22 protein-coding genes are annotated in these 21,708 nt (G+C 56.8%); 7 read left to right on the top strand and 15 right to left on the bottom strand.

Features of this window, described 5'->3' with window-relative positions; translation table 11 throughout:
* Positions 1 to 4: 4 nt before the first annotated feature.
* A complete protein-coding gene (gene purQ / locus JTM80_RS07380) occupies positions 5 to 703 on the bottom strand; it encodes a phosphoribosylformylglycinamidine synthase subunit PurQ (protein WP_172358666.1) in 699 nt (232 codons plus the stop codon).
* Positions 704 to 709: 6 nt separating this feature from the next.
* Positions 710 to 970 (bottom strand): phosphoribosylformylglycinamidine synthase subunit PurS, encoded by a 261-nt coding sequence (purS, locus tag JTM80_RS07375; RefSeq protein ID WP_172358667.1) that lies wholly within the window; start codon positions 968 to 970, stop codon positions 710 to 712.
* Between the two features lie 286 nt (positions 971 to 1,256).
* Here purS and JTM80_RS07370 point away from each other — a divergent pair, with 286 nt between their 5' ends.
* Entirely contained in the window at positions 1,257 to 1,679 is a 423-nt protein-coding gene (locus JTM80_RS07370) for a Fur family transcriptional regulator (protein ID WP_172358668.1), read from the top strand.
* 30 nt (positions 1,680 to 1,709) lie between these two features.
* On the opposite strand, the gene JTM80_RS07365 is transcribed toward JTM80_RS07370, so the two are convergent.
* Together JTM80_RS07365 and JTM80_RS07360 are read right to left on the bottom strand one after the other, a co-directional pair.
* Positions 1,710 to 2,627, bottom strand: a complete 918-nt coding sequence (locus JTM80_RS07365) for a branched-chain amino acid transaminase (protein WP_172358669.1) — start codon at positions 2,625 to 2,627, stop codon at positions 1,710 to 1,712.
* Between the two features lie 188 nt (positions 2,628 to 2,815).
* The gene (locus JTM80_RS07360; protein ID WP_172358670.1) at positions 2,816 to 3,520 is read right to left on the bottom strand and encodes a Crp/Fnr family transcriptional regulator; all 705 of its coding nucleotides are present in this window, start codon (positions 3,518 to 3,520) and stop codon (positions 2,816 to 2,818) included.
* A 384-nt stretch (positions 3,521 to 3,904) separates the two neighbouring features.
* On the opposite strand from JTM80_RS07360, the gene JTM80_RS07355 reads away from it, so the two are divergent.
* The 3 genes from JTM80_RS07355 to JTM80_RS07345 all read left to right on the top strand — a co-directional run bounded on the left by JTM80_RS07355 (position 3,905) and on the right by JTM80_RS07345 (position 7,600).
* A complete protein-coding gene (locus JTM80_RS07355; protein WP_205370879.1) occupies positions 3,905 to 4,588 on the top strand; it encodes a hypothetical protein in 684 nt (227 codons plus the stop codon).
* A 166-nt stretch (positions 4,589 to 4,754) separates the two neighbouring features.
* Positions 4,755 to 4,937 (top strand): hypothetical protein, encoded by a 183-nt coding sequence (locus JTM80_RS07350; protein ID WP_172358671.1) that lies wholly within the window; start codon positions 4,755 to 4,757, stop codon positions 4,935 to 4,937.
* Between the two features lie 221 nt (positions 4,938 to 5,158).
* Entirely contained in the window at positions 5,159 to 7,600 is a 2,442-nt protein-coding gene (locus tag JTM80_RS07345; RefSeq protein ID WP_172358672.1) for a cation-translocating P-type ATPase, read from the top strand.
* On the opposite strand, the gene JTM80_RS07340 is transcribed toward JTM80_RS07345, so the two are convergent.
* From JTM80_RS07340 to JTM80_RS07315, 6 genes are all read right to left on the bottom strand, one after another.
* Positions 7,557 to 8,033 carry a ribonuclease III domain-containing protein gene (locus tag JTM80_RS07340; RefSeq protein ID WP_172358673.1) on the bottom strand — a complete coding sequence of 159 codons (477 nt, stop codon included), beginning with the start codon at positions 8,031 to 8,033 and terminating at the stop codon, positions 7,557 to 7,559. The genes JTM80_RS07345 and JTM80_RS07340 overlap by 44 nt on opposite strands.
* A 126-nt stretch (positions 8,034 to 8,159) precedes the next feature.
* Positions 8,160 to 9,251, bottom strand: a complete 1,092-nt coding sequence (locus JTM80_RS07335; RefSeq protein ID WP_225906790.1) for a L,D-transpeptidase — start codon at positions 9,249 to 9,251, stop codon at positions 8,160 to 8,162.
* A gap of 172 nt (positions 9,252 to 9,423) precedes the next feature.
* Positions 9,424 to 9,852 (bottom strand): hypothetical protein, encoded by a 429-nt coding sequence (locus JTM80_RS07330; RefSeq protein ID WP_172358674.1) that lies wholly within the window; start codon positions 9,850 to 9,852, stop codon positions 9,424 to 9,426.
* A gap of 22 nt (positions 9,853 to 9,874) precedes the next feature.
* A complete protein-coding gene (locus JTM80_RS07325) occupies positions 9,875 to 11,290 on the bottom strand; it encodes an ammonium transporter (RefSeq protein WP_172358675.1) in 1,416 nt (471 codons plus the stop codon).
* 276 nt (positions 11,291 to 11,566) lie between these two features.
* Positions 11,567 to 12,433: a CPBP family intramembrane glutamic endopeptidase gene (locus tag JTM80_RS07320; RefSeq protein ID WP_172358676.1), complete on the bottom strand. Its 867-nt coding sequence runs from the start codon at positions 12,431 to 12,433 to the stop codon at positions 11,567 to 11,569.
* Between the two features lie 8 nt (positions 12,434 to 12,441).
* Positions 12,442 to 12,840 (bottom strand): AbrB family transcriptional regulator, encoded by a 399-nt coding sequence (locus JTM80_RS07315; protein ID WP_172358677.1) that lies wholly within the window; start codon positions 12,838 to 12,840, stop codon positions 12,442 to 12,444.
* Positions 12,841 to 14,457: 1,617 nt separating this feature from the next.
* Between JTM80_RS07315 and JTM80_RS07310 the strand changes: the two genes are divergently transcribed.
* Together JTM80_RS07310 and JTM80_RS07305 are read left to right on the top strand one after the other, a co-directional pair.
* Positions 14,458 to 15,552: a succinate dehydrogenase/fumarate reductase iron-sulfur subunit gene (locus JTM80_RS07310; RefSeq protein WP_172358678.1), complete on the top strand. Its 1,095-nt coding sequence runs from the start codon at positions 14,458 to 14,460 to the stop codon at positions 15,550 to 15,552.
* A gap of 326 nt (positions 15,553 to 15,878) precedes the next feature.
* Positions 15,879 to 16,067: a chlorophyll a/b-binding protein gene (locus tag JTM80_RS07305; protein ID WP_068508548.1), complete on the top strand. Its 189-nt coding sequence runs from the start codon at positions 15,879 to 15,881 to the stop codon at positions 16,065 to 16,067.
* Positions 16,068 to 16,083: 16 nt separating this feature from the next.
* Here JTM80_RS07305 and JTM80_RS07300 read toward each other — a convergent pair whose 3' ends face one another.
* The 5 genes from JTM80_RS07300 to psbX form a co-directional block, all read right to left on the bottom strand.
* Positions 16,084 to 17,532: a trypsin-like peptidase domain-containing protein gene (locus JTM80_RS07300; protein ID WP_172358679.1), complete on the bottom strand. Its 1,449-nt coding sequence runs from the start codon at positions 17,530 to 17,532 to the stop codon at positions 16,084 to 16,086.
* A gap of 237 nt (positions 17,533 to 17,769) precedes the next feature.
* The gene (locus JTM80_RS22980) at positions 17,770 to 18,819 is read right to left on the bottom strand and encodes a PD40 domain-containing protein (protein ID WP_205370876.1); all 1,050 of its coding nucleotides are present in this window, start codon (positions 18,817 to 18,819) and stop codon (positions 17,770 to 17,772) included.
* Positions 18,820 to 18,950: 131 nt separating this feature from the next.
* The gene (locus JTM80_RS22655; RefSeq protein ID WP_228721677.1) at positions 18,951 to 19,514 is read right to left on the bottom strand and encodes a biopolymer transporter Tol; all 564 of its coding nucleotides are present in this window, start codon (positions 19,512 to 19,514) and stop codon (positions 18,951 to 18,953) included.
* Between the two features lie 160 nt (positions 19,515 to 19,674).
* A complete protein-coding gene (locus JTM80_RS07285; protein WP_225906789.1) occupies positions 19,675 to 20,637 on the bottom strand; it encodes a Ycf66 family protein in 963 nt (320 codons plus the stop codon).
* Positions 20,638 to 20,978: 341 nt separating this feature from the next.
* Positions 20,979 to 21,098, bottom strand: coding sequence for a photosystem II reaction center protein PsbX (gene psbX / locus JTM80_RS07280; RefSeq protein ID WP_015188284.1), 120 nt, complete (start codon positions 21,096 to 21,098; stop codon positions 20,979 to 20,981).
* Between the two features lie 297 nt (positions 21,099 to 21,395).
* Here psbX and JTM80_RS07275 point away from each other — a divergent pair, with 297 nt between their 5' ends.
* Entirely contained in the window at positions 21,396 to 21,683 is a 288-nt protein-coding gene (locus JTM80_RS07275) for a YggT family protein (RefSeq protein WP_205370874.1), read from the top strand.
* Positions 21,684 to 21,708: the final 25 nt, after the last annotated feature.

The raw sequence follows: 21,708 nt of genomic DNA, 5'->3' as shown, positions 1-21,708 counted from the left end.
TCTCCTACACCCCTACACTCAGCGCCGCCAGCACCCCTTCAAAGAGCTTCAGCCCGTCGGTGTTGCCCAGGGCGGGGTCGGCGGCTCGTTCTGGGTGGGGCATCATGCCCAGCACATTGCCCCGGCGGTTGCAGATGCCTGCAATGTGGCCCAGAGATCCGTTGGGGTTGCTGGCTTCCGTTAGGGAACCGTCTGCCGCGCAATAGCGGAACAGAATTTGCTGATGGTCTTCCAGAGCCGCCAGCGTGTCTGCATCGGCATAGTAGCAGCCTTCGCCGTGAGCAATCGGCAGCGTAATCACCTGCTGGGGGGCATAGCGCTGGGTCCAGGGCAAATCGACCCGCTCGACGCGCAGCGAAACGCGATCGCAAATAAAGTGCAAATCCCGATTTCGCACCAGCGCCCCCGGCAGCAGCCCTGCCTCTGTCAACACCTGAAAGCCATTGCAAATGCCCAGCACCAAACCGCCCCGCTCGGCGTGCTGCACCACGGCCTGCATGGCGGGCGAAAATCGAGCGATCGCCCCACAGCGCAAATAGTCGCCATAGCTGAACCCACCGGGCACAATCACCAGATCCAGCCCCGATAGGTCACTCTCCTCATGCCACACCATCCGCGTCGGCAGCCCCAGCAAATCGCGGGTCACCATTGCCGCGTCGCGATCGCAATTGGAGCCAGGGAAGACGATGACACCAGTTTTCATGGGGGTTTAGGGGTTAGGGGTTAGCTCAAACCGATAATTCTCAATCACCGGATTGGCCAAAAGCTGGTCGCACATCCGGTCAAGCTGGGTGCGGGCATCGCTTTCGTCGGCGGCGGTGAGGGTCAGCTCTACATACTTGCCAATGCGAACCGGACCCACATTGTCATACCCAAGGTGCTGGAGTCCCGACTGCACAGCGGTTCCAGCCGGATCGAGAACGGAGGGACGCAGGGTGACGTATACCTTAGCCTGGTAGGTCTGACTCATGGGAGGGGGCGGATGCAATGCGGCAGAGTGGCGGGGATTCAGCCCAGAAGCGTGCCAAACCCGCACCTCATTTTATAGCGCTTATCGCGCTTTGTAGCGCTGGTGCCGCCTAGAGCGCGATCGCCCCGCAGGTTTCTCCACAAGTGGACGGGCGATCGCGATTATGATGAGACAGAACGGGACGCACGATCCGACGGAATCGCAACTCGATCCTTCAACTCGATCCTTCAACTCGATCATTTACGCATTTACGCTGCCGCACTGCCCAATCCCCCCTGAAACCACCATGAGAACGCGCCGCACCCGCAACCAAGAGCGAATTCTCACCCTGCTCAAGACCTTGAATCGGGCCGTTTCAGCGCAGGAAATTTTTCTGGAACTGCGAAAGGAGGGGCATAATATCGGGCTGGCGACGGTCTATCGGTCGCTGGAAGCGCTGAAGCTAGAGGGCGTGGTGCAAAGCCGCCAAATCAGCACAGGTGAAGCGCTCTACAGTTCCACGCAAGAAGATCGCCACCACCTGACCTGCCTGCGCTGCGGTAGCTCTCTCCCCATCGACGAGTGCCCGGTGCATGAGCTAGAGGAGCAGCTCAATCAGTCCTACCGGTTCAAGATTTACTACCACATGCTGGAGTTTTATGGGCTGTGTACTCAGTGCCAGGAGGCGATCGCCAGCCCAACACAGCAGGATCAGGGGGCCGTGGGATGAGCGCACTCTCCGTACCCTCCGACCCACCCATCACGCATTCAGCGGAATTGCAAACACCCAGTCGCGGAACTCCGGATCGCGGTTTTCGGTGATGGCGGTCAGCTTGTCCCGCAGTTGGTCGGTCACGGGGCGCTGAGGAGAATACTCGTAGTTTTCGACGCGACGAACGGGCGTGACGCGGGCCGCCGTGCCGCTGAGAAACACTTCATCAGCGATGAACAGTTCCGACTTGTCCACCGGACGCTCGATCACCTCAATCCCCAGCGACCGGGCAACGGTGATGACGCTGTCGCGGGTAATGCCTTCCAGAATGTCTTGGTCAAACCCCGGCGTGATCAGCTTGCCATTCCGCACGATGAAAATATTCATGCCCGATGCTTCGCTGACTTTGCCCTGAGAATTGAGCAAAATCGCCTCGTCGAAGCCCGACTCCACGGCCTCTGTCTTGGCTAGCGATGAGGTGATATAGGCTCCGCTAATCTTGCCACGCAGGGGCAGGCTGCGGTCTTCTTGGCGGTGCCAGGAGCTAATACGGCAGCTCACGCCTTCGGGCGAAAGGTAGTCGCCCAGTTCCAGCCCGTAGACAAAGAAATCCTTTTCAACGCTGTGGAGCCGGGGCGAAATCCCCAGATCGGACGTGTAGACAAAAGGACGGATATAGAAAGAGGTCGTGGGGCTATTCTTTTTTACAAAGTCGATGATCACCTGCTGGATTTTGTCGGGGGGCAGGTCGTAGTGCATGAAGCGGGCGCTCTGGCTAAGGCGCTGGCTGTGGCGATCCAGCCGAAACAGCAGGATCTGCCCAGGATTCTGCGGATCGGGAAGCCCGCGCATTCCCCCAAAAGCGCCCGTTCCGTAGTGGAGTGCGTGGGTCGCAATCGAAACGTTGGCCTCGGCAAACGGAACGAACTGGTTTCGGAAATACGCGATCGGCAGAAAATTGTGCATGGTTAATGAAGATGGGGCGGCAATCTGAAGGATCCGCAGGATTTCATCGTAATGGATAGCCTACGCGCAAGGCGATTGTTCGATCAAGTCTTGTAACGATCAGCAAGGCTTGGAGCCACGGTTTGTAACAAACGCTGCAACAGAAACGCCGCAACAGAAACGCCGCAACAGAGGGTTCATGCGACGAGCTAGGTCATGAGCATTCGCTCTAGCGCATCGATGTCGGGAATTCGCAGCGTGTCGCGATCGCGGGCAATCAGTCCCTTACGCTCTAGCTTGCTCAGCACGCGCGTCACGGTTTCTCTTGCCAGTCCGCTGAGGCTGCTTAGCTCTCGGTGCGGCAAGTTGGGAATTTCGATGCCGCCCTCGGCCTTTTTGCCCTGACCATCTGCCAAAAACAGGATGATATCCGCGACCCGCGACTGGCTATCTGACTCGCGCAGCCGCAGTCGTCGGTTTACCTGCCGCAGCCGCCGGGCCATCAGTTGCGCCAGCCGAATGCCCGCTTCTGGCTCCGTCTTCAGCAGCTTCACAAAGTCTTGGGCGGGCATGTTGCCGATCACCGTGGGCACAAGCGTCAGCACGTCCGTCGAGCGGGGGACTTCATCCAGTGGAGCCATTTCGCCAAACAGCTCACCCTTGCCCAAAATATTCAGCGTCACCTCTTTGCCGTCGAGGTTGTAGGTGCGAATCTTGACCCAGCCTTCCAGAATGAAATAGACCGAACTGCCCCAGTCGTTTTCGAGGAGCAGAACCTGTCCGGGTGGATGGCTGCGCGTGACAACGTGAACCGTGGCGTTTTCCACGGCTTCTTCGGGTAATCCTTCAAAAAACGGGGCACTGCGAATCAGCGCGGCATCGCGAGATTCGCGGGGGCCAAGTCGATCGGGCATGGAGGCCTTGCTAAATGCTTGAAATCAAAAGCTTTGTCGCTTTTATGGGCACAGGTAACGATCTATTAAATCATAGTCTGCCAAAGGCGGATTGAGCGTCTGTTTTCAACCGTTGCCAGAACCTTGGGAGCGCGATGGACGCGGCTCTGAGGGTGGGGCAGGAAATATTTTCGCTTAAGCCGCAACACAAGCTACAGAAAAGCCTGCAACATTGAGAAACAAAGGCTGGTTGGTATCTGACCTTAGGCTATGATGGGCGCAGTTTATAGCAATGGTTTTGCGTCATCGTTTTCGGTAATTTTTTAGCAGCAATTTTTTATTGAGGGGCGATCGCCTATCCAGATTCACCTGATAGATTCACCTGAAACCAGTAGGAGAAAGTTCATGTTTACAAACGGCGCGCGCAGCGTTCCAGATGTTGTTCAAACGGGCTATTCGGTTGACATTGGCAAGTACCTGGGCGAAGGCTGGGAACTGTTTAAGAAAAACGCAGGCGGCTTTTTCGGGTTTACGCTGATTATGTTATTGGTTTCGATAATTCCGCAAGTCTTGCCGGAGCGTATCAAGCCTTTGGGCAGCATTGCCAGCAGCGTGTTGTCTGGGCCACTGGGTGCGGGTTTCTACATCGTGGCTTTCAAGCTGATGAAGCAGAGAGCCACCACCTTTAGCGATTTCTTCCGGGGGTTTAACCATTTTCTGCCACTATTTCTGGCTAGCCTGGTAACGGGTATTTTGACATTAATTGGCTTTGCCTTGTTCGTGCTTCCAGGCATCTACTTGGCGGTCGCCTGGATGTTTACGACCCCGTTCATTGTCGATCGTAAGTTTGATTTTTGGGATGCGATGGAGTCGAGTCGCAAAGTGATTTCCAGAAACTGGTTTTCCTGGTTCATTTTCCTGATTGTGCTGGCTTTGCTGAACTTTGTTGGATTTCTGCTATTTGGGGTGGGTGCTTTGGTGACGATTCCCCTGTCGGCCTGTGCGGTGGCGATCGCCTATCAGGAGGTCATGGGGCTTTCCAACTCGGGTATCGCTGACGAAGGAGCAGGCATCACCGATAGTTTCTAGGATTCGGCTTTCAGAATTCGGCTTTCAGGATTCGGCTTCTGGGATTCCGCTGGCGATTTCTGACATCCAGTTGGCGATCGCAGGTTTTAGGATAGAGAAAGCGGTTTCACGCCGCTGCTCTTTTGCCGCTGCTGTTCTTCCGTTACCTCTGTACTGAAACTCTGCCGTGAAGTCTTCTAAACTGGCGCTGATGGTGGCTCTAGTTCCCCTAGCGGCCGTCTATTTTGGCTCTCTTTCCACGCTAGACAGCGCTTTTGTTGCCAAGAGCCTGCTGGTTGTCCTGCCGGTTCAGGCGGGGGCTTGCGCGTATCTGGCCTATCGCTATTGGAGCGGACGGCTCCTGCGGTAGGTGCTGAGCAGCGAGGTTTGAAGAGGGAAGAGGGAAAAGGGAAGAACGAAGAGGGAAGAACGAAAAGAGAAAAGGGAAGAATTGTGAGCTTTTGAGGCCTCTGGTGGATAAGGCGACTGGGTGTGTCCTGATTTTGCAAATTTTCCCTTATCCTCAGTCCTTCCAAGCCGCCCTTTGTAAGTTTGTAGAGTGAGTATCCTTAGCGCCTGTAAAATTTGCCGATGCAACTGATTCCCAAACCGCAAGCCCTCGCTGTGCCATCTTCTGAGTGCCAAACCCTGACGCTGGATGTAGGCGGCATGAAGTGTGCGGGCTGTGTGAAGGCCGTGGAGACGGAACTGTTGCAGCAGCCGGGTGTGGTGGCGGCGACGGTGAACTTGGTGACGGAGATGGCGCTGGTGGAGGCAGAACCGGGCGTGGAGGGAGCAGCGCTGGCGATCGCCCTTACGGAGGCTGGGTTCCCTTCCCAACTGCGCGGTGATTCGGCGGCGAATGGGGCGACAGAAACGCCCGCCGAACGCCAGCAGCACAAGACGCGAGAACGGATGGGGCAACTGGCGATCGCCTGTACGCTGCTGGCTCTCTCGTTTTTGGGCCACCTCAGCGCCTTTGGACTGACGCTGCAAGGGTTGAGCAACATTTGGTTTCATGCAGGGCTGGCAACGCTGGCGCTGCTGTTTCCCGGCCGCAGCATGGTGATCGACGGCTGGCGTGGGCTGCGGCGCGGCGCACCCAACATGAATACGCTGGTCAGCCTGGGCACGCTGACGGCCTACAGCGTTAGCCTGGTGGCGCTGCTGGTTCCGGCGCTGGGCTGGGAGTGCTTTTTTGATGAACCCGTGATGCTAGTGGGCTTTATCTTGCTAGGGCGCACGCTAGAACAGCAGGCCCGCAGCAAGGCGACCGCATCCCTGCAATCCCTGGCGGCGATGCAGCCTAGCACGTCTCGCCGGATTCCTGCTGCGACGGCCACGCTGACGGGCGAGGAGTCGGTGACGCTGGCAACGGAGCAGGTGCGGGTGGGAGACTGGCTGCTGGTGCTGCCGGGGGAAAAAATTCCGGTGGATGGTGAGGTGACGGTCGGCCAGACGACGGTCGATGAGTCGATGCTGACGGGCGAATCGAGTCCCGTGCTGAAGCAGACGGGCGATCGGGTGGCAGCGGGCACGGTGAACCAGACCGGGGCGATCGCCCTCCGCACCACGCGCACCGGAAAAGACACGACCCTGGCGCAAATCATCGCCTTGGTAGAAGCGGCCCAAACCCGCAAAGCGCCGATTCAGCGGCTGGCGGATAGTGTGGCAGGCTACTTTACCTATGGCGTGCTGACGCTGGCGCTGCTGACGTTTCTGTTCTGGTATTTTGTGGGGCTACCCCTCTGGCACGACCCCATTGCCGCGCTGGGTATTCATGAAATTGGGCTGGGCACGGCCCACACCGCCCACCTCGCCCACACGGGGATGACTGGCGACTCGGCCATGATGCACGCCGCCATGCCGTCGCCGCTGTTGCTGAGCCTGAAGCTGGCGATCGCCGTTTTGGTAATTGCCTGTCCCTGTGCATTGGGCCTGGCCACGCCGACCGCCATTCTGGTTGGCTCTAGCCTGGGGGCAGAGCGGGGCCTGCTGATTCGCGGTGGCGATGTGCTGGAAAAGGCGCAGGCTTTGGACACCCTCGTTTTCGACAAGACGGGCACGCTGACCCAGGGCCGCCCGGTGGTGACGGACTGCGTACCGTTGGCGGCGGGCTGGACGGCAGCGCGGCTGCTGCAACTGGCGGCAACGGTTGAAGCCGGAACCACTCACCCGCTTGCTGCGGCGATTCGCCAAGCCGCGCATCAGCAGGCGTTGTCCCTGTTGCCCGCTGCCGAATTCCAGACGCAGCCCGGACTGGGCGTATCTGCACGGGTGGAGGGCGCACGAGTCTACCTGGGCACAGCAAACTGGCTGCGGCAGAATGACGTTTCGCTAGAAGAGGCGGTTTGCGAGCAGGCGCAGGCGATACTGCTCCGCAACACTAGCGCAAACGCCACGACGGGCAAAACCGTTGTCTACGTTGGCGTAGAGCAACAGTGCGTGGGCTTCATGGCGATGCAAGATCCGCTGCGGCCCGATGCCCTTCGTGCAGTGCAGCAACTTCGAGACGCTGGGCTGAGGCTGCGCCTCTTGACGGGTGACCAGCCTGCAGCCGCTAGAGCGATCGCCCAGATGTTGGGCTTTGCGCCCGAAGACGTGCAGGCGGGCCTGTTGCCCCAAGAAAAAGTAGCGGTGATCGCCCAGCTTCAGGCCCAGGGACGGCGGGTGGGCATGGTGGGTGACGGCATCAACGACGCGCCCGCGCTGGCCCAGGCAGATGTCAGCATTTCCCTGCACTCTGGCACGGATGCCGCAATCGAGGCCTCGGAGATTGTGCTGATGGGCGATCGCCTGACGGACATCAGCGCCGCCTTGCGCCTTAGCCGCGCCACCTTCAACAAGATTCGCCAAAACCTGTTCTGGGCCTTTGCCTATAACCTGTTGGGTATTCCCGTGGCGGCGGGCGTGCTGCTGCCCACGCTGGGTCTGATTCTCAGTCCGTCGGCGGCGGGCGGGCTGATGGCGCTCAGTTCCATCAGCGTGATTACAAACTCGCTGCTGCTGCGGTTCTTGAAAAAAGATCTATGACTAGTTCTTTTGTTTTTTCGTAACTGTTGCTGTCTAGATAAATTGCCGCAACTAGTGCCTCGAAGGTTTCGCCTAAGACCGAAGACTGATTCCCAATCCCCTGCTTTTTTTCGCCTTTTCCGAGACGAATAAATTGCTGAATCTTCATCGCTTCGAGAACCTTTCCTAAATTCTCCCGGCTTTCCAGCCTGCTCTTTTCAGTTGTGACGGCTTCGCGGCTCTTGCAGCCCTGCTGAATCAGCATCTCAACCAAGATCGCCTTGAGAATTGCGTCACCGAGGATTCGATCAAGCTCCTGATCTTGGCAGGCTACACCCTGCTGGATTTGCTCTTGAGCAAAGGCTTTGCGAGTTAGCGCTCGAATCAGGAATTCCTTTGTTTCAAAGGTGTAGTATAACTGTTGCTCAATCGCCGCAATATCTTCGAGTTTCATCCTTAGAGGTCAATCACAGAGTCTCTACAACTTGTGACTACACTGTTGAACACGTCGGTTACAGTCCTTTAGCCGGATGATTGATTTTCTCTCCGAGGAAAAAGCGACAAATAAGACGTTAGGGCGTTATTCCCGAACCAGAACTGGTGTTCCCAAGGCGACTGAATCGTAGAGCGCTTCGATATCGGCATTTCGCATCCGCAGACAGCCGTGAGACACTGCCTGCCCCACCGAGTCATCGCGGTTGGTGCCGTGAAAACCGATCGAGTGAACTCCGTCTGTCCAGAAGCTAATCCACCGCGTCCCCAGTGGGTTGCGCAGGTCGTTGCCAATGAGCTCCTTGGTGATGGGATGCTCCCACAGGGGATAGGTCTGGCGATCGATGACGCGAAATGTGCCCTGCGGCGTTTCCCAGCCGTCTTGTCCAATAGCAACGGGGTAGCTGGCCTTGATCTGATCGCCGTGGTAAAAGTACACCTGGCGATCGCTCAGATCCACCACGAGCCGGGGCGTGTGCAGCGGGAGCGTCGTCAGCACCTTGTGAGCAGACTGCACCGGGACAAATCCAGAGGCTTGCAGAGGGGGAGAATCCGCCGCTGGACGGGACTGGACACGAGGAGCAGCCTGCGAAGGAGTGGGCGGCAGGATGCCCGTGGCGAGGGCGGCGATTCGCGAAGCAATCTCTGCGGAAATCGCTCGTTCAGGAGCAGATCGGTTCGAATTCCTGGATGACGCTGAAACCGCCTGCTCCTGGGCTAGAGATCCGGAACGAGACGCAGAACCCACCCGCACCAAAGCTGGCGATTGGGATGCCGCAGACAAAGGAGAGGGTGCAGGGCGAGACGAGGGAGACGGCGGCGTTGGCGAAGGAACTGCTGCGGGAGCAGGCTGGGGTGAAGGGGTTGAGCCTGTCTGGGAAGCAGGTGGCATTGCTGCCTGGGGAGCAACGGGCACAATCGGCGCGATCGCCCCTGGCTGCCACCCACCGGGACGACTCGGCAGGTCGCCCGAAGGAGAGACGGGCGGCAAGGGAGAAACCGTTGCAGACGGCTGCGGGGCAGATGAGCGATGGGCAGCGCGGGGAGAGCGGCTGCGCGACGGCTGATAGGTCAACACCAGCAGCCCCGCCGCCGCAAAGCACAGCATCATGAAACTGCGGGCGATCGCCCACTGTCCCTCTGTGCCCACTGTTCCCAGCGATTCGCGTCTCGCCCTCACCACCGCTATTCGTTCAAATCGTTATTCGTTCAAGGATTCGTTTAAATCGTTCAAACCCGTCAATCGTTCAAACTCGCCCAAGCGCCCTTCTATCTTAGTCCGCCTCGCCAGCCAAAATCCTGCCAAGTTCGTCACAACCTGGCAGGATTTCAACCCAGAGACCGCCTATCGATTAACCCTGGCGGCGACGCATCGACCGAGCCGGCCGCCGTCTGGGGCGCTGCCTGTTCCGACCGGTCGCCAGACCTGTCATGCTGACCAGTCCCATCAGCACGCCGGGCAGCGTGGCTCTTGGACTGACGTGAGCCCTGGCAGCCGTCGGGCGCAAGTCATTCGCCTCAAGGCGCTGGCTGGGGCTATATCCCGGCACGAGGCTCAGCAGGGCCGAGACACCCGTGGCAATCAGCAGGGCGATCGCCCCCGTCTCGTCCGTCGGCTTGGCAAACTCATTCTTCATGCCAAAGGAGGCGTAGAGAAAATAGAGCGAAATCAATGCGCTCAGCAAAATGAGAAACGTGATCACGCCGGGACTATTGGCAAAGGTGTAGATTGGGCCCTTTGCGGCGGAAAACTCTTCAAATGTAGAAAACGGGCTGCTCATGGGGTGTATCTCCTGTCTAAACCTAATCCATCGCCAACTCAGAAGAGGTCGGAGCCTGGGATATGCCATTGCCCCCAACCCCCTTAGTAATGTTGGAAATCAGCGTCATGGTGGGATATTCGGGATAGCCTTCAATGCCCAGATCGGCAATGTCTAGACCCATCACCTCTTCTTCCCGCGACACCCGCAACAGGTTAAACCGCTTCAGCAGCCAGCTTACGCCGTAGCCTGGGATAAAGCCCAGCAGCACCACAGACACCAGCGCTCCGATCAGTTGTCCAACAAAATTAATGGGCGGAATGTCGGCTCCTTGGGGATAGCCCGCCGCAAAGATGCCCGTCAGCACCGCTCCCAGCAGCCCGCAAACGCCGTGAACCCCGACTGCGCCCACGGCATCGTCGATGCCTGCCTTCTCGATTGCCACAATTACCTTGGGCATCAGAAATGCGCCCGCGAAAGCCAGCACAATCACCAGCGCCGGGTGGTACAGATCCAGCCCTGCACCCACGGTAATGATGCCTGCCAGTCCGCCGGAGATCGTGAAGAAAGGCTCACTCTTAGAGGAAATGTAGGCTCCCACCAGTCCTGCGGCCAGCGCCAAGGTAGTGTTCACGCCGATCGAGGCCAGCGTCATCGGCGTGCCGTAGATGGTCGTCTCGCCTGTGTATCCGGGCAAAAAGATGACGCAAGCCGCCAAAAATGCATAGAACCCCACAAAAATCAGCATCAGCCCGACCATCGTCAGCGGCAGGTTGTGGGGCAAGATGGGGCGTGGGTTGCCCGCTTCGTCATACTTGCCGACCCGCGGCCCCAGGTTAATCAGCACGCCCAGAGCAAAGAAGCCCGAAATACCGTGGACGATCGCCGAGCAGCCGAAATCGTGATAGCCGAGGTTGGTCACAAACCAGCCGAAGGGGTTCCAGCCCCAGGCCGCCCCGACCACCCAGGTAAACGCGCCCAACACGACGGACAGCACCAGGTACGCGCCCACCTTGACCCGCTCGATCAGCGCTCCTGACAAGATGGAGGCTGTGGTCATGGCGAATAGCGCAAAAGCAAAGAAGAAGACCCCTGTCAGATGGTCTCCAGTGTTGGGAGCTAGGGCTGGTGACCAGGGGTAGGACGCTTCGACCAGTTCCATTGCGGACTGGATCGTTTCGCTTTGCTCAGGGTTTGTCCAGGGGCCGAGAATGCCGCCCGTCACGGGGAACAATGGGAAGGCGTTATACACCCACCAGCCAAAGAAGAAAAAGGCAAGCCCAACGCTGGCAAGCGTCAGCAGGTTTTTGACCATCGTGGCCAGGACGTTTTTGGTGCGCGATGCGCCGCCCTCGTAGGCGAGGAATCCGGCGTGGATCAGCAGCATAAACACAGATGCCCAGTAGTAAAACGTCTCTGAGGCAAATGTTCCGAGGAATTCTTGTGCTTCGGGTGACATGGGTTAGGAGGTGGAGTTACGAGTCAACGGCAGGCTATTGAAAATGAAAATAGCTCGCAATGAAAGAAATATAACTAGCAACAGCAATTGGTGAAGATTAGCCAGAGGAACCGGAGGCTTGTGAGGAGGCAGGAAAAGACTCAGCAAGATTCAGGGCTGCTCTTGTTAAACACCTGCGCGGGCTGATGACGATGACACACAGCCGACGATACAGGGGTCAGCATCCTGATATGAAGCGAATATTAAAGTCAGCCTGTTTTGACAAATGTATTGCAGTTAACCATCCGTAACTGGGTTCTGGAAGATGACCGCAAGGGCGATCGCCGTTCCTAGCACCAGCAGCAGTCCCAGCGCCCCGGCCAGCGGTTTGCCATCCAGCCCCGTGATCCAGGCAGGAACTCGTCCGGTCGGTTCTAGAGCGCCTAGAATCTCCAGGCTGGCGATCGCCATGATCCAGCCTGCATGTAGCCCCCACGCCAGTCCCAGGTTGCCTCCAGCGACCCAGCAGGCTCCGCTGAGGACGAGCCCCATGACCAGCAGCCCAGGCAGTTGCGGCACGGTTGCCCGTCCGTCCCAAACGAGATGCAGCAGGGCAAACAGCAGGTTGGCGATCGCCACAGCCGCCAGCGGTTCCAGATCAAAGCCCAGCACCAGCGGCAAAAATCCTCGAAAGACCAGTTCCTCCACCAGCCCCACGGCCAGCCCCAGCAGCGCCACGGCAATTAGAGATCGGCTGGCGCTGCGGCTCAGCGGCTTGGTTTGCCAGCAGCCCCAGCCCGTCACCACCTGCACCCCCAGCCATAGTCCAACTCCTGCGATCGCCACCAATAACCCCAGTCCTAGCCCTTGCCACAATGGTTCGCTCCAGGCCAGACCATAGATGCCGAAGCCGCTGCGGGTCGAAAGTCGAGGACTTACCTGCCCAACGGCCCACAGCGCTGCCGGAGCCAGCAGGTATAGCCCCAGCAGCAGCGGAATTTTTTGGGCGGGTGCAATCGGTTTACCGGGCCACCACTGGAGGGCGATCGCCATCGGCAGCAAAATCGGCAGCCCCAATCCTATCCACACTGCAAAAAAGAGCGCCGCCTCACCAAAGTTCAGCAGCGCCAACAGTTCGACATCAAATTTGAGATCAAAAAACATAAGCAGCACTATTCTTCATCCGAGTCTTCGCCGTCCTTGTCGCGGTCGATTTGAATGAGATGAATGTGCTTGTAACCCAGCTTAATTTCAAACTCATCACCGGGCTTCAGACCCATTTTGTCGGTGTAAGTGGAACCGATGACAATCTGTCCATTTTTGTGGACACTGACGCGATAGGTCGGCTCCCGCCCGCGCCCGTCTCGATCTGATCCGGTTTCTAGGGAAATTCCTCGAGCTGCCAGCAGAGCCTCATAAAAAGCCGCCATGTTGACACGAGTTTGCTGATTTTTGCCGACGGTCTGATAGCCGCACTGAATAGCTTTTTCTCGCGCCTTGAGATGCGAAATTTCTTTTAGCTTCTGAAGCAGCGCCTTTCCAGTCAATGGAGATGTCGCGATTTCTGTCATTGCGTTTAGAGCATCCTCTATTCCAAGACGACTATGTTCAAAAACGGCTCGCACATGAGATGGACTTAAACCTGCCGTGGGCGATCGCCCTTGAGAAATTTTGTGGAGACGCTTTGTTTAGAGTGGGTTTAGAGTGGCGCAGATCTGAAATTTTGAACCCAGGCCAACGCACCCCAACCAACCAAAACGCTCTAGGAAAGATCTGGCGGTAGAGAGGTTTTCAAGCACAGATTGAAAGGGACTCCGTATCAGGCTTGAAAGCTCTCAATGGCGTTGTAGCTAGAGCCAGACGCACTTTGCTTGACGACATTTTCACAAGCTTGACCACCAAAGCATTGAGGATACAAGCTATCCTGTGTACCATCCAGAACCCAGAAGATTCAGCCTGATAGAGATCGAGCAATTTCCTTGATCGCTGGAGAAGACTGAACCTATCTTGACCTGCATCCTAAGGGCTGATCTCATCAAACTACTCTGGGCAACGAGCTCCTGAGAATTACCTGAGAACTATCTGCTCAGAGCCATTAATTTAGGATTACGACACTCGATCTAGCCTCCCAACGCTTCAGACCAAACCAAACATGAAAAACATCAAAACAAAATGGGAGCTTGGCTTGAGCTACATATCCCAAATTATAGCCTTAAGCTTTACCCAATTTAAAGCATTAATAAAAGGTCAAGGTTTTATAAAAAATTCCGGGACTGCTTTACGAGCTTAGAACCAGATTGATATAGGCAGAACTCTCAGTTTTTCAATTTACTAGAATTTTGGATTGAGGTAAAGTGCAGCTTGCCTTGTGAACTAAATCTCGTGATCTAGCATTGCTCAATCATTGCCCAATCAACCCAAACAATGCGGAATTCACCTGTGAATGCCGTCGAATCCCTGGAAATCAAGAAATATTGGAAAGTCCTTATGCTGATCAAAGACTGCTGGCATTGACGAGATAGCCTATTTGCAGGATTGACAAATGATGAAGACTAAGAAAACACCAAGTAAATATGAACTAGGTTGGGCGAGTATCTGGGCGATCGCCCGGATTAGGTCGCAATTTTTCTACAAGTATTACCTACCCTCCTCAGCAGCAGAGTGATTCCCCAACGTGGCATTTGAACCTGTCCCTAAGTTTCATCAACCTAGCAGCGGATCGGTTTAATAATTGGTATCCCTGAGTGCTGAAAGCAGGGGAAATTAGGCGATCGTCTGTATTTTCTGCCTGCATTCTTGACCCGTTGGTGTAGTGCTGTCCCCCTTTGCCCTCGGCGGTTGATTGAGATGCATTCATAGAGCAGGTGGGTATTGAGCAGGGATTGGAGTAAACCTGAGGCAGACCTTAAGTCCGGCTTTAGCTCAGTCACGATCTCTCGTTCCAGACTAGGATAGTGGCAGGAGAACTAAGACACGTTCTCTAAATTTCTGAGCAGGATAGCCCGTAGGCAAAACGCTCCCGTTGGTTCCTTCTGCATCCCTGCAATTACATGCCTGAAAGTATCGAACTGCTGCCGTTGGCACCTTTCGTTCGCAACTCCTTCGCTACTCCATGTCGTTTGGTAATTTCTGGTAATTTCTAGGATTTGACTGACGCTATTTCCCCGCTTACTCGCAACTCACAGCCCATGCGCGTTCAATTCAAAATTCTGCGACAAAACGAAAACTCGGCTCCCTACAGTGCCACCTACGAGCTAGAGGTAGACCCCGGCAATACGATTCTTGACTGCCTGAACCGCATTAAGTGGGAACAGGATGGAGGGCTTGCCTTCCGCAAAAACTGTCGAAATACGATCTGTGGCAGTTGCTCGATGCGAATCAACGGACGCTCGGCCCTGGCCTGCAAGGAGAGTGTCGGCGGCGAGATAGCTCGGCTGCAAGCAATTGCGGCTATGGGCGATTCCCACAGGGATCGCTTCGCCAATCGCCCTGCTGAGCAAAAGGGTCATGAAAACCAGGCAACGGCAGCGCCAGAGGACATCCCTACGTTTCACATTGCGCCGATGGGCAATATGCCTGTGATTAAGGATCTCGTTGTGGATATGCGGGGCTTTTGGGACGGGCTGGAGGCGGTCGATCCCTATGTCAGCACGGCGGGACGGCAGGTTCCTGAACGCGAGTTTTTGCAAACGCCAGAGGAGCGCGATCGCCTCAATCAAACAGGAAATTGCATTCTCTGTGGCGCGTGCTATTCCGAGTGTAATGCCCGCGAGGTCAACCCAGACTTTGTAGGGCCCCACGCCCTAGCCAAGGCCTATCGCATGGTGGCCGACTCTCGCGATGCCCAAACCGAAGCCCGGCTAGAGGACTACAACCAGCCCGAATCTGGCGTGTGGGCCTGCACCCGCTGCTATTACTGCAATTCCGTCTGCCCGATGGAGGTTGCGCCGCTGGATCAGATCAGCAAGATTAAGCAGGAAATTCTCGATCGAAAGGATGCGAGCGCCAGCCGATCGGTGCGCCATCGCAAGGTGCTTGTGGATTTGGTGAAACAGGGCGGCTGGATTGATGAACGACGCTTTGGACTGGAGGTAGTCGGCAACTCGTTCCGCGATCTGCAAGGGCTGGCCAGCCTTGGCCCGCTGGGGCTGCGGATGCTGGTGCGGGGCAAATTGCCGCTGCGGTTCGAGCCGTCGGAGGGTGCGGGCGAAGTGCGATCGCTCATCGAAGCAGTTCAGGCTATCGAATCCGCCTCTACACCCAGTCGCTCGCCTCAGAGTTAGGCCTGTCTGAATCCAAGCCTGAATCCAAGCCTGCCACTCGTTCTATTCTTGAACTATTCTTGAACCGTTTAGGACTCACGCAGTTGGGCGGCTTCTCGTGGGCTGCGACCTGGAGAAATCGTCCAAAACCCAGAAAACTTATCGCAAGTGCGTAAGTCCTGCCGTTTTTTGAACTAAGTAGATAGACCAGATTAAAAAACAGATCCTGAACCCTGCGCCGCCCGCTGCGCGGGCAGCGCAGGGTCTTTGGGTTTTATATTTATTAATGTCCATTTATTAATGTCCACCTACTTATTTCTTTTGCTTTCTTGTGCTTTGAATTCGCTATGACAACTGAAACCCCCAAGCCCAATCCACCCGCACTCGACCCAGTGCCGCAGCCAGAGCCAGCGTTTGGCTGGACGCGCTATGCCGAGCAGATCAACGGCCGCTTTGCCATGATTGGCTTTGTGGCGCTGCTGCTGCTGGAGCTATTTACTCGGCAAGACTTTTTTACGTGGATTGGGCTGCGCTGATCCCTGGGGCAAATCCTTAGCGAACCGTCAGCACGTAGCGTCCCTGCCCGTTGCGATCGTAAGCATTGGCAATGATGCGATAGGTGCCTGTGCGCGGCAGCGTTACCGTCAGGCGAGAGTTTGTGCTGCTGGGAGATTCGTCATCGTTTTGCCCGACGACTCGGCCGTTGGCATCTAGCAGGATCAGGTACGTGTCAAACTCAATGCTCTCCATCGTGATAGTCACGGTTTGTCCGGCCTGTCCATCCAGCGCATACTCCTGATACAGGCTATTGTCTTCTGCCCAAACCAGCGAATTGGGGCCCAGGGAACCCTCAACCCGGAGCAGGACACGGGTATTGGGACTGGGGGGCGTGGTGGCTGTGCCTGAGCCAGCGCTGGTAATCGCACTGAGGCGATAGCGACCCGTTTCCCCGGCTTCAAAGGTGTTCGCCAGGATGGTGTATAGCCCCGTTTCCGGCAGGACAGCGGTTAACCGGGCGTTGCGATCGCCCCCGCTGTCATTATCTTGAGCCAGGTCGCTGCCATCAGGGCGCAGCAAAATCAAATACGGATTCACCTCGCGGCTCGTCATTTCAATCGTCACTTCCTGCCCCGCCTGTCCTTGAAACGTGTAGGCGTTGAAGAAGCTGCTGTCGGAAGACAACACACCGCTGCTCGATGACAATACCCCCTGAACCGGAGCGCCATTCAGCGTAATCCGTCGGGCAGTTGGGCCGCCGCCCAGTTGGGGAGCCTGCTGCGCGGTGCGGGGGGCCCGGCCTTCCCGCACGGCCACCAAAAACGGCTGCACCCGATCCATCGAGATTGCGAATCCAATGCCCGTATTGCCCGATGTGCCTCGTGGCGAAAAAATTGCCGAGTTGACTCCAATCATTTGCCCCTGGCTGTTGAGCAAGGGCCCACCAGAGTTGCCAGGATTAATCGCGGCATCCGTCTGAATTAGTCCCCGATTGGTATCCAAACGGCTGACGATGCCCGTTGTAAAGGTGCCCTGAAACTGCCCGAAGGGGGTGCCAATCGCAAAGGCCCGCTGCCCGACTTCTACAGAGCCAGGAGTGGCCAGGGGAACCGTCGGCAAATTTTGCGCCCGCACGCGCACCGCCGCCAAATCCAGCCCGCCCTCTGCAAACGCAATAACTTCGCCATCGAGCCGCCGCCCGTCTGCCAAAATCACGCGCACCTGCCGAGCATTGCTCACCACATGGGCATTTGTGAGAATCAATCCGTCTGGGCTAATGATGCTGCCGCTGCCTGTGCCAGTTTGCGTCTGGATGGAGACGACCGCAGGGCTAGCCTGTCGATAGACCCGGACGTTGACTTCTTCGATGTCTTGCGCCTGGGCAACCCCGCGAGTTCCCAATCTAGCAGGAGCAGGAACGATTACATCAGCCAGCAAGACGCTACCCAAGGTGCCGAAGGCGAGCAGACCAGAGGTGACTTGGCGCAACAAGAAATAGCTCATGGTGAGGAGAGGAAATGCAGTGCAAAAGCAGACAAAGCAGACAGTGTTTTAAGCCGCTTCAAGCGGTGGTGAAGTCCATTCGGCGTGAAGACCGATGGCAGGAACCATCCAGGCTATCAGCGCGGTGCGTCGATGACGCTGCGTGATGGTGCAGATCTGAACAGGGGTCTGGCGACTCAAGATCTGGCGACTTAGAATTTGGCGACTCAGAATTTGGCGATCGCCCTTGCCAGGGTTCTACTGGCTATGGTTCCCATTTTGACAACAACCCGCGAACTCGTCATCTGGAAACGGCAAAAGCATAGAAGATGTCTGGGATGAGGGAAGCAGAGTTGTCCCTGCGGACTGGGGGCGATCGCCCTTGTGGGGTGCTTTATTGTCCCATTCTTCAGCGGCTTCAGACTGTTGTCCGGTTAACTCAACGGCTTCAGGAAACGTTACAGGCGCGTCGATTTGAGAGCGTGGAGATTGAGAGTTTGGAGAGAGCGGGGGTGGCGGGGCGATCGCCGGACTGGGCGCAGCCTCATCAGACGCTTGCGGCGCGGCATCAGACGCTTGCGGCTCTGCGGCTGATGGAGCGAAATTTGGCATGGACGAGTCAACCGCCGGGGCATTTGTGGGTGGCGGCTCAAGGGGCAGCGGAAAAGCGGGCGATACCTCACGCTCCGGGTTTGCTTTAGTAAGCTTCTCACCCGGCGATTTTCCACTTAGCGATTTTCCACCCGGCAATTTTTCACCCGGCGATTTTTCATCCGGTGAGGCTGTATCCAGAGGAGTCGCAGATAAATCGAGGGGCTTGCCAGCGCGATCGCACAGCACGATGTCCCAGTGTCCGCTGGCGTTGGATTCGTAGGCAATGCGCTGCCCATCGGCGCTGATGCTGGGGTTGCGGACGCTGGCATTGAGTCCGTCTGTCAGATTGCGGCGATATTGAATCTGGCGATCGTAGAGATAAATATCTTGTCGCCCCTGGCGACTGGCCGCAAACACGATAAACCGTCCATCTGCCGAAACGCTGGGATGTTCTGCGGCCATGTCGATGGCGTTGAGGCCGGGCAGATCCACCAAGCGACGATGCGGCAGGTCGTAGAGATAGACATCCTGGCTGCCGTTGCGGTCGGAAACGAAGACGAGATAATCTCCCGATAGCTGCGGTTCCTGCTGGGCAAAGGGACTGTTGAGGGTCTGCCCGCTGGCATCGGACGGTAGGTTCAGCAGGTGGGGGTAGGTGCAGCCGCCCAGCAGCAACAGGAGGGCGATCGCCAGCACCCATCGGAGGTATCTCACAACATCAACCCAGGCTTATCGAACATTGGCCGCTGCAATGGGCCTTGCCCTGCTGCGTCTAGTTCCATTGTTCCAGTTCTAGCGCACATCGGAGCGAATTCAGCCAGGGGCAAGGAGTCCGCATAGCACGGTCAGTCGTCCGGCAAGTCTGGCTCGATGCCGGGGCCCCGATCTAGCACCTGAATCGTCCATTTGCCGTCGCGGCCTAGCTCAAAAGCGACGTAGCGCCCGTCGGGGCTAATGCTGGGGTTTCGCACCCAGCCCCGATAGCCAGAGGTTAGTACCTGAGCCTGTTTGGTGACGCGATCGTATAGCTCCACCTCTGGGCGGCCGCTGCCACTGGCAACGTAGACAATGTAGCGGGCGGTGTTGCTGAGGCTAGGATGTTCGGCGACGGCATCCCAGCGATTGAGCCGGGGCAAATCGACAAACTGCTGCCGCTTCAGGTCGTAGAGCAAGATGCCGCGATCGCCCTTGCGGTTCGAGACAAAGGCCACATACTGCCCATTGCCGCTGAGGGCGGGCTGTTCGTCGGTATAGCGGCTATTGAGTGGCACGGGAGGTTCAGAGCGCTCTGGCTGGACAGCGATCGCCCGACTGCAAGCTGTGTTCAGACCCAGCAGAAGCAGCGCCAGAACCGAAAGCACGGAGCGAGCGGCAGCACGGCGGGCGATCGCCTGATAAAAAAGCCGCAATCGGGATGTGATCTGACAAAATTTCCAGCCCAGTGACCGCTCCAGGAGTATGAACCCCGCCCAGCTAAGACGCAGCGACTTCCAGAACTTGCGCCAGCCCCAGTGCCAACTCCAGCGGCAGGCCCCAGTCCAAGCCTTAATCCAAGCCTTAATCCAAGCCCTAATCAAAGTTAGAAGTGTTATCTGCCTCGTCATCGGAATAATCCACCGGCTGATAATCGACATAATCAGCCGAGGGGCGTGCAGGCTCATCATCGTCCCAGCGAGCATTGACATCCTCTACCGAGCGAGGACGGCGGGGGCGGGAGCCAGAGTCTCGACTGCTCGACCGAGAACTGCTGCGGCTCGAAGCATAGTCACTGCCGTAGTCGCTGGCAGAATAGCCGGAAGCGTAGTCAGAAGAATAATTGCCGCTGTAATCGCTGCTGTAATCGGTAGACGGCTCTTCCCAAGAGCGATCGCGCCCATAGGACGAAGCGCTATAGTCGTCATCCCAGGCATCGCGCTCTGAGCGGACGGGTGGGCGAGTCTCTCCGGGACTGCGGCGGCGACGGCCAGAAGCACTGGAGCGATCGGCACTGCCGCGAATGGCGGGGCGACGGCTGCTGCTGCCGTAATCTTCCGTTGGCTCAGTGCGATAGTCGCGGCTGGCTCGGATGCGTCGGCTGGACGGACGCTCATCCACTGCGCCCAATTCGTCTAGCTCAGCGCGATAGACGCGGCTAACCGGACGTTCATCATCCACAATTTGCCCGCCTCCGCCAAAGCGCTTGGCTTGCTCGGTCGTCGCCCCCCGCAGGCGCAGCGTTTCCAGTGCAAAAGCCGTGGCTGCACCGGCCATCAAGTAAAAGCCGAAGGTCAGAATTGGGTCGAGTCGCCAGCCCTGGAACATCAGGATCGTTCCACACAAGAGCGACACAGCGGACAGCGCAATATCCTGATCGCGGGCAACCTGCGGGCGAAAGTTTCGCAAGAAGTAGAGTCCAGCACCACCGACTGCCAGAGCAATTCCCAGAAAGGCAGCCGGATTGCCGCCAAACACCACCTGTGCCAGAACGGGCTGGGGCTGCATCCAGGCGGCGCTGGCCATCCCCGTCGCAGCGTGTCCGAAATCCACCAACATTTATAGTTTCTCCCTTAATCTGCCCTAACCCTAGCGACTCTCATCCTAACGATTTGTCAAGAAAAGTACCACTGCACCTATCACTGCGCCCATGAGCAACCATGTTCAAGGCGCTCACCTAGCTTGCCTTAACCAGCTTGTCTAAAACGCTTGTCTAAAACGTTTAACTTTTATGCTAGCCCCATTAAACAGATTTGGGCGAGACTTGCTCGCCCAGAAGCCTTTTGATTCTGCACTGTTCTGAGTTAGGAGCGTACAAGCAGAACTTGTCACAGGGAACCCATCGGCAGTCTCAGGGATAGCCTCAGAGTTTCCCAAATCATAGAGTTGCCCGAATTGCCCTAGGAGCGCTGAATTTTATCTTTTTGACTGATAAAGATGAGACCCACGGTTGCAGGAACAACCACAATCAGGAGACCAGCCAGCAGGCTGTAGAAGAAGTTCATCAAAGAGGGAGTCATAGGTGTTTAACCTTAAAGTTTGGCGACTTTGTTATAAACAATTCTATCGGTCGGTTAACCGCTTGAGAAGCGTTTCGCGGGAAAGGATTTTTGGTGAGGCTGCTGACGGGAGGGCGAACGCCCTCAAAATGACAGTAAGACAGTCGGCCAACGGGCACAGGCTCAACGTAAAATGAGAGGCGAGAGGGTTGCTAAATGTAACAGTTTTGTCTGAACTTTTCTCAGGAATTTGAGGTTTGGGAGCCTGTCTCTCAGAAATCCTGGTTAGCCGTTTAGCAAATACGGGTGGGTTGAGCTATGACTTCGGTGGCGATCGCTTCTTTGGCATTGAGCCTGGGGTTGGGGCTGATGATTCTCCTCTGCATTTTTCGCATCGTCCTTACCTGGTATCCCCAGATCGACCTGACTCAAATGCCGTTTAAGCTAGTGGCGCTGCCAACGGAACCCTTCCTTGCGCCCACCCGAAAAATCGTCAAACCCTTTGGAGGGGTTGATATTTCCCCCATCATCTGGGTTGGCATTTTTAGCCTGCTCCGCGAACTGCTCCTGGGGCAGCAGGGCTTATTAACCATGCTCACCTATTGAGATACCTAATTTAGAGCGGGACAAA

Source organism: Thermoleptolyngbya sp. PKUAC-SCTB121 (assembly GCF_016919485.1).
Lineage (GTDB): Bacteria > Cyanobacteriota > Cyanobacteriia > Elainellales > Elainellaceae > Thermoleptolyngbya > Thermoleptolyngbya sichuanensis.
The sequence above is the reverse complement of the archived record's forward strand: the minus strand, read 5'-3'. Positions and strand labels throughout refer to the sequence as shown.

Excerpts from the sequence above, each read along its gene's own strand:
- purQ (WP_172358666.1), bottom strand. The coding sequence starts at position 703 with ATGAAAACTGGTGTCATCGTCTTCCCTGGCTCCAATTGCGATCGCGAC.
- purS (WP_172358667.1), bottom strand. The coding sequence starts at position 970 with ATGAGTCAGACCTACCAGGCTAAGGTATACGTCACCCTGCGTCCCTCC.
- JTM80_RS07370 (WP_172358668.1), top strand. The coding sequence starts at position 1,257 with ATGAGAACGCGCCGCACCCGCAACCAAGAGCGAATTCTCACCCTGCTC.
- JTM80_RS07365 (WP_172358669.1), bottom strand. The coding sequence starts at position 2,627 with ATGCACAATTTTCTGCCGATCGCGTATTTCCGAAACCAGTTCGTTCCG.
- JTM80_RS07360 (WP_172358670.1), bottom strand. The coding sequence starts at position 3,520 with ATGCCCGATCGACTTGGCCCCCGCGAATCTCGCGATGCCGCGCTGATT.
- JTM80_RS07355 (WP_205370879.1), top strand. The coding sequence starts at position 3,905 with ATGTTTACAAACGGCGCGCGCAGCGTTCCAGATGTTGTTCAAACGGGC.
- JTM80_RS07345 (WP_172358672.1), top strand. The coding sequence starts at position 5,159 with ATGCAACTGATTCCCAAACCGCAAGCCCTCGCTGTGCCATCTTCTGAG.
- JTM80_RS07340 (WP_172358673.1), bottom strand. The coding sequence starts at position 8,033 with ATGAAACTCGAAGATATTGCGGCGATTGAGCAACAGTTATACTACACC.
- JTM80_RS07330 (WP_172358674.1), bottom strand. The coding sequence starts at position 9,852 with ATGAGCAGCCCGTTTTCTACATTTGAAGAGTTTTCCGCCGCAAAGGGC.
- JTM80_RS07325 (WP_172358675.1), bottom strand. The coding sequence starts at position 11,290 with ATGTCACCCGAAGCACAAGAATTCCTCGGAACATTTGCCTCAGAGACG.
- JTM80_RS07320 (WP_172358676.1), bottom strand. The coding sequence starts at position 12,433 with ATGTTTTTTGATCTCAAATTTGATGTCGAACTGTTGGCGCTGCTGAAC.
- JTM80_RS07315 (WP_172358677.1), bottom strand. The coding sequence starts at position 12,840 with ATGACAGAAATCGCGACATCTCCATTGACTGGAAAGGCGCTGCTTCAG.
- JTM80_RS07310 (WP_172358678.1), top strand. The coding sequence starts at position 14,458 with ATGCGCGTTCAATTCAAAATTCTGCGACAAAACGAAAACTCGGCTCCC.
- JTM80_RS07305 (WP_068508548.1), top strand. The coding sequence starts at position 15,879 with ATGACAACTGAAACCCCCAAGCCCAATCCACCCGCACTCGACCCAGTG.
- JTM80_RS07300 (WP_172358679.1), bottom strand. The coding sequence starts at position 17,532 with ATGAGCTATTTCTTGTTGCGCCAAGTCACCTCTGGTCTGCTCGCCTTC.
- JTM80_RS07285 (WP_225906789.1), bottom strand. The coding sequence starts at position 20,637 with ATGTTGGTGGATTTCGGACACGCTGCGACGGGGATGGCCAGCGCCGCC.
- psbX (WP_015188284.1), bottom strand. The coding sequence starts at position 21,098 with ATGACTCCCTCTTTGATGAACTTCTTCTACAGCCTGCTGGCTGGTCTC.
- JTM80_RS07275 (WP_205370874.1), top strand. The coding sequence starts at position 21,396 with ATGACTTCGGTGGCGATCGCTTCTTTGGCATTGAGCCTGGGGTTGGGG.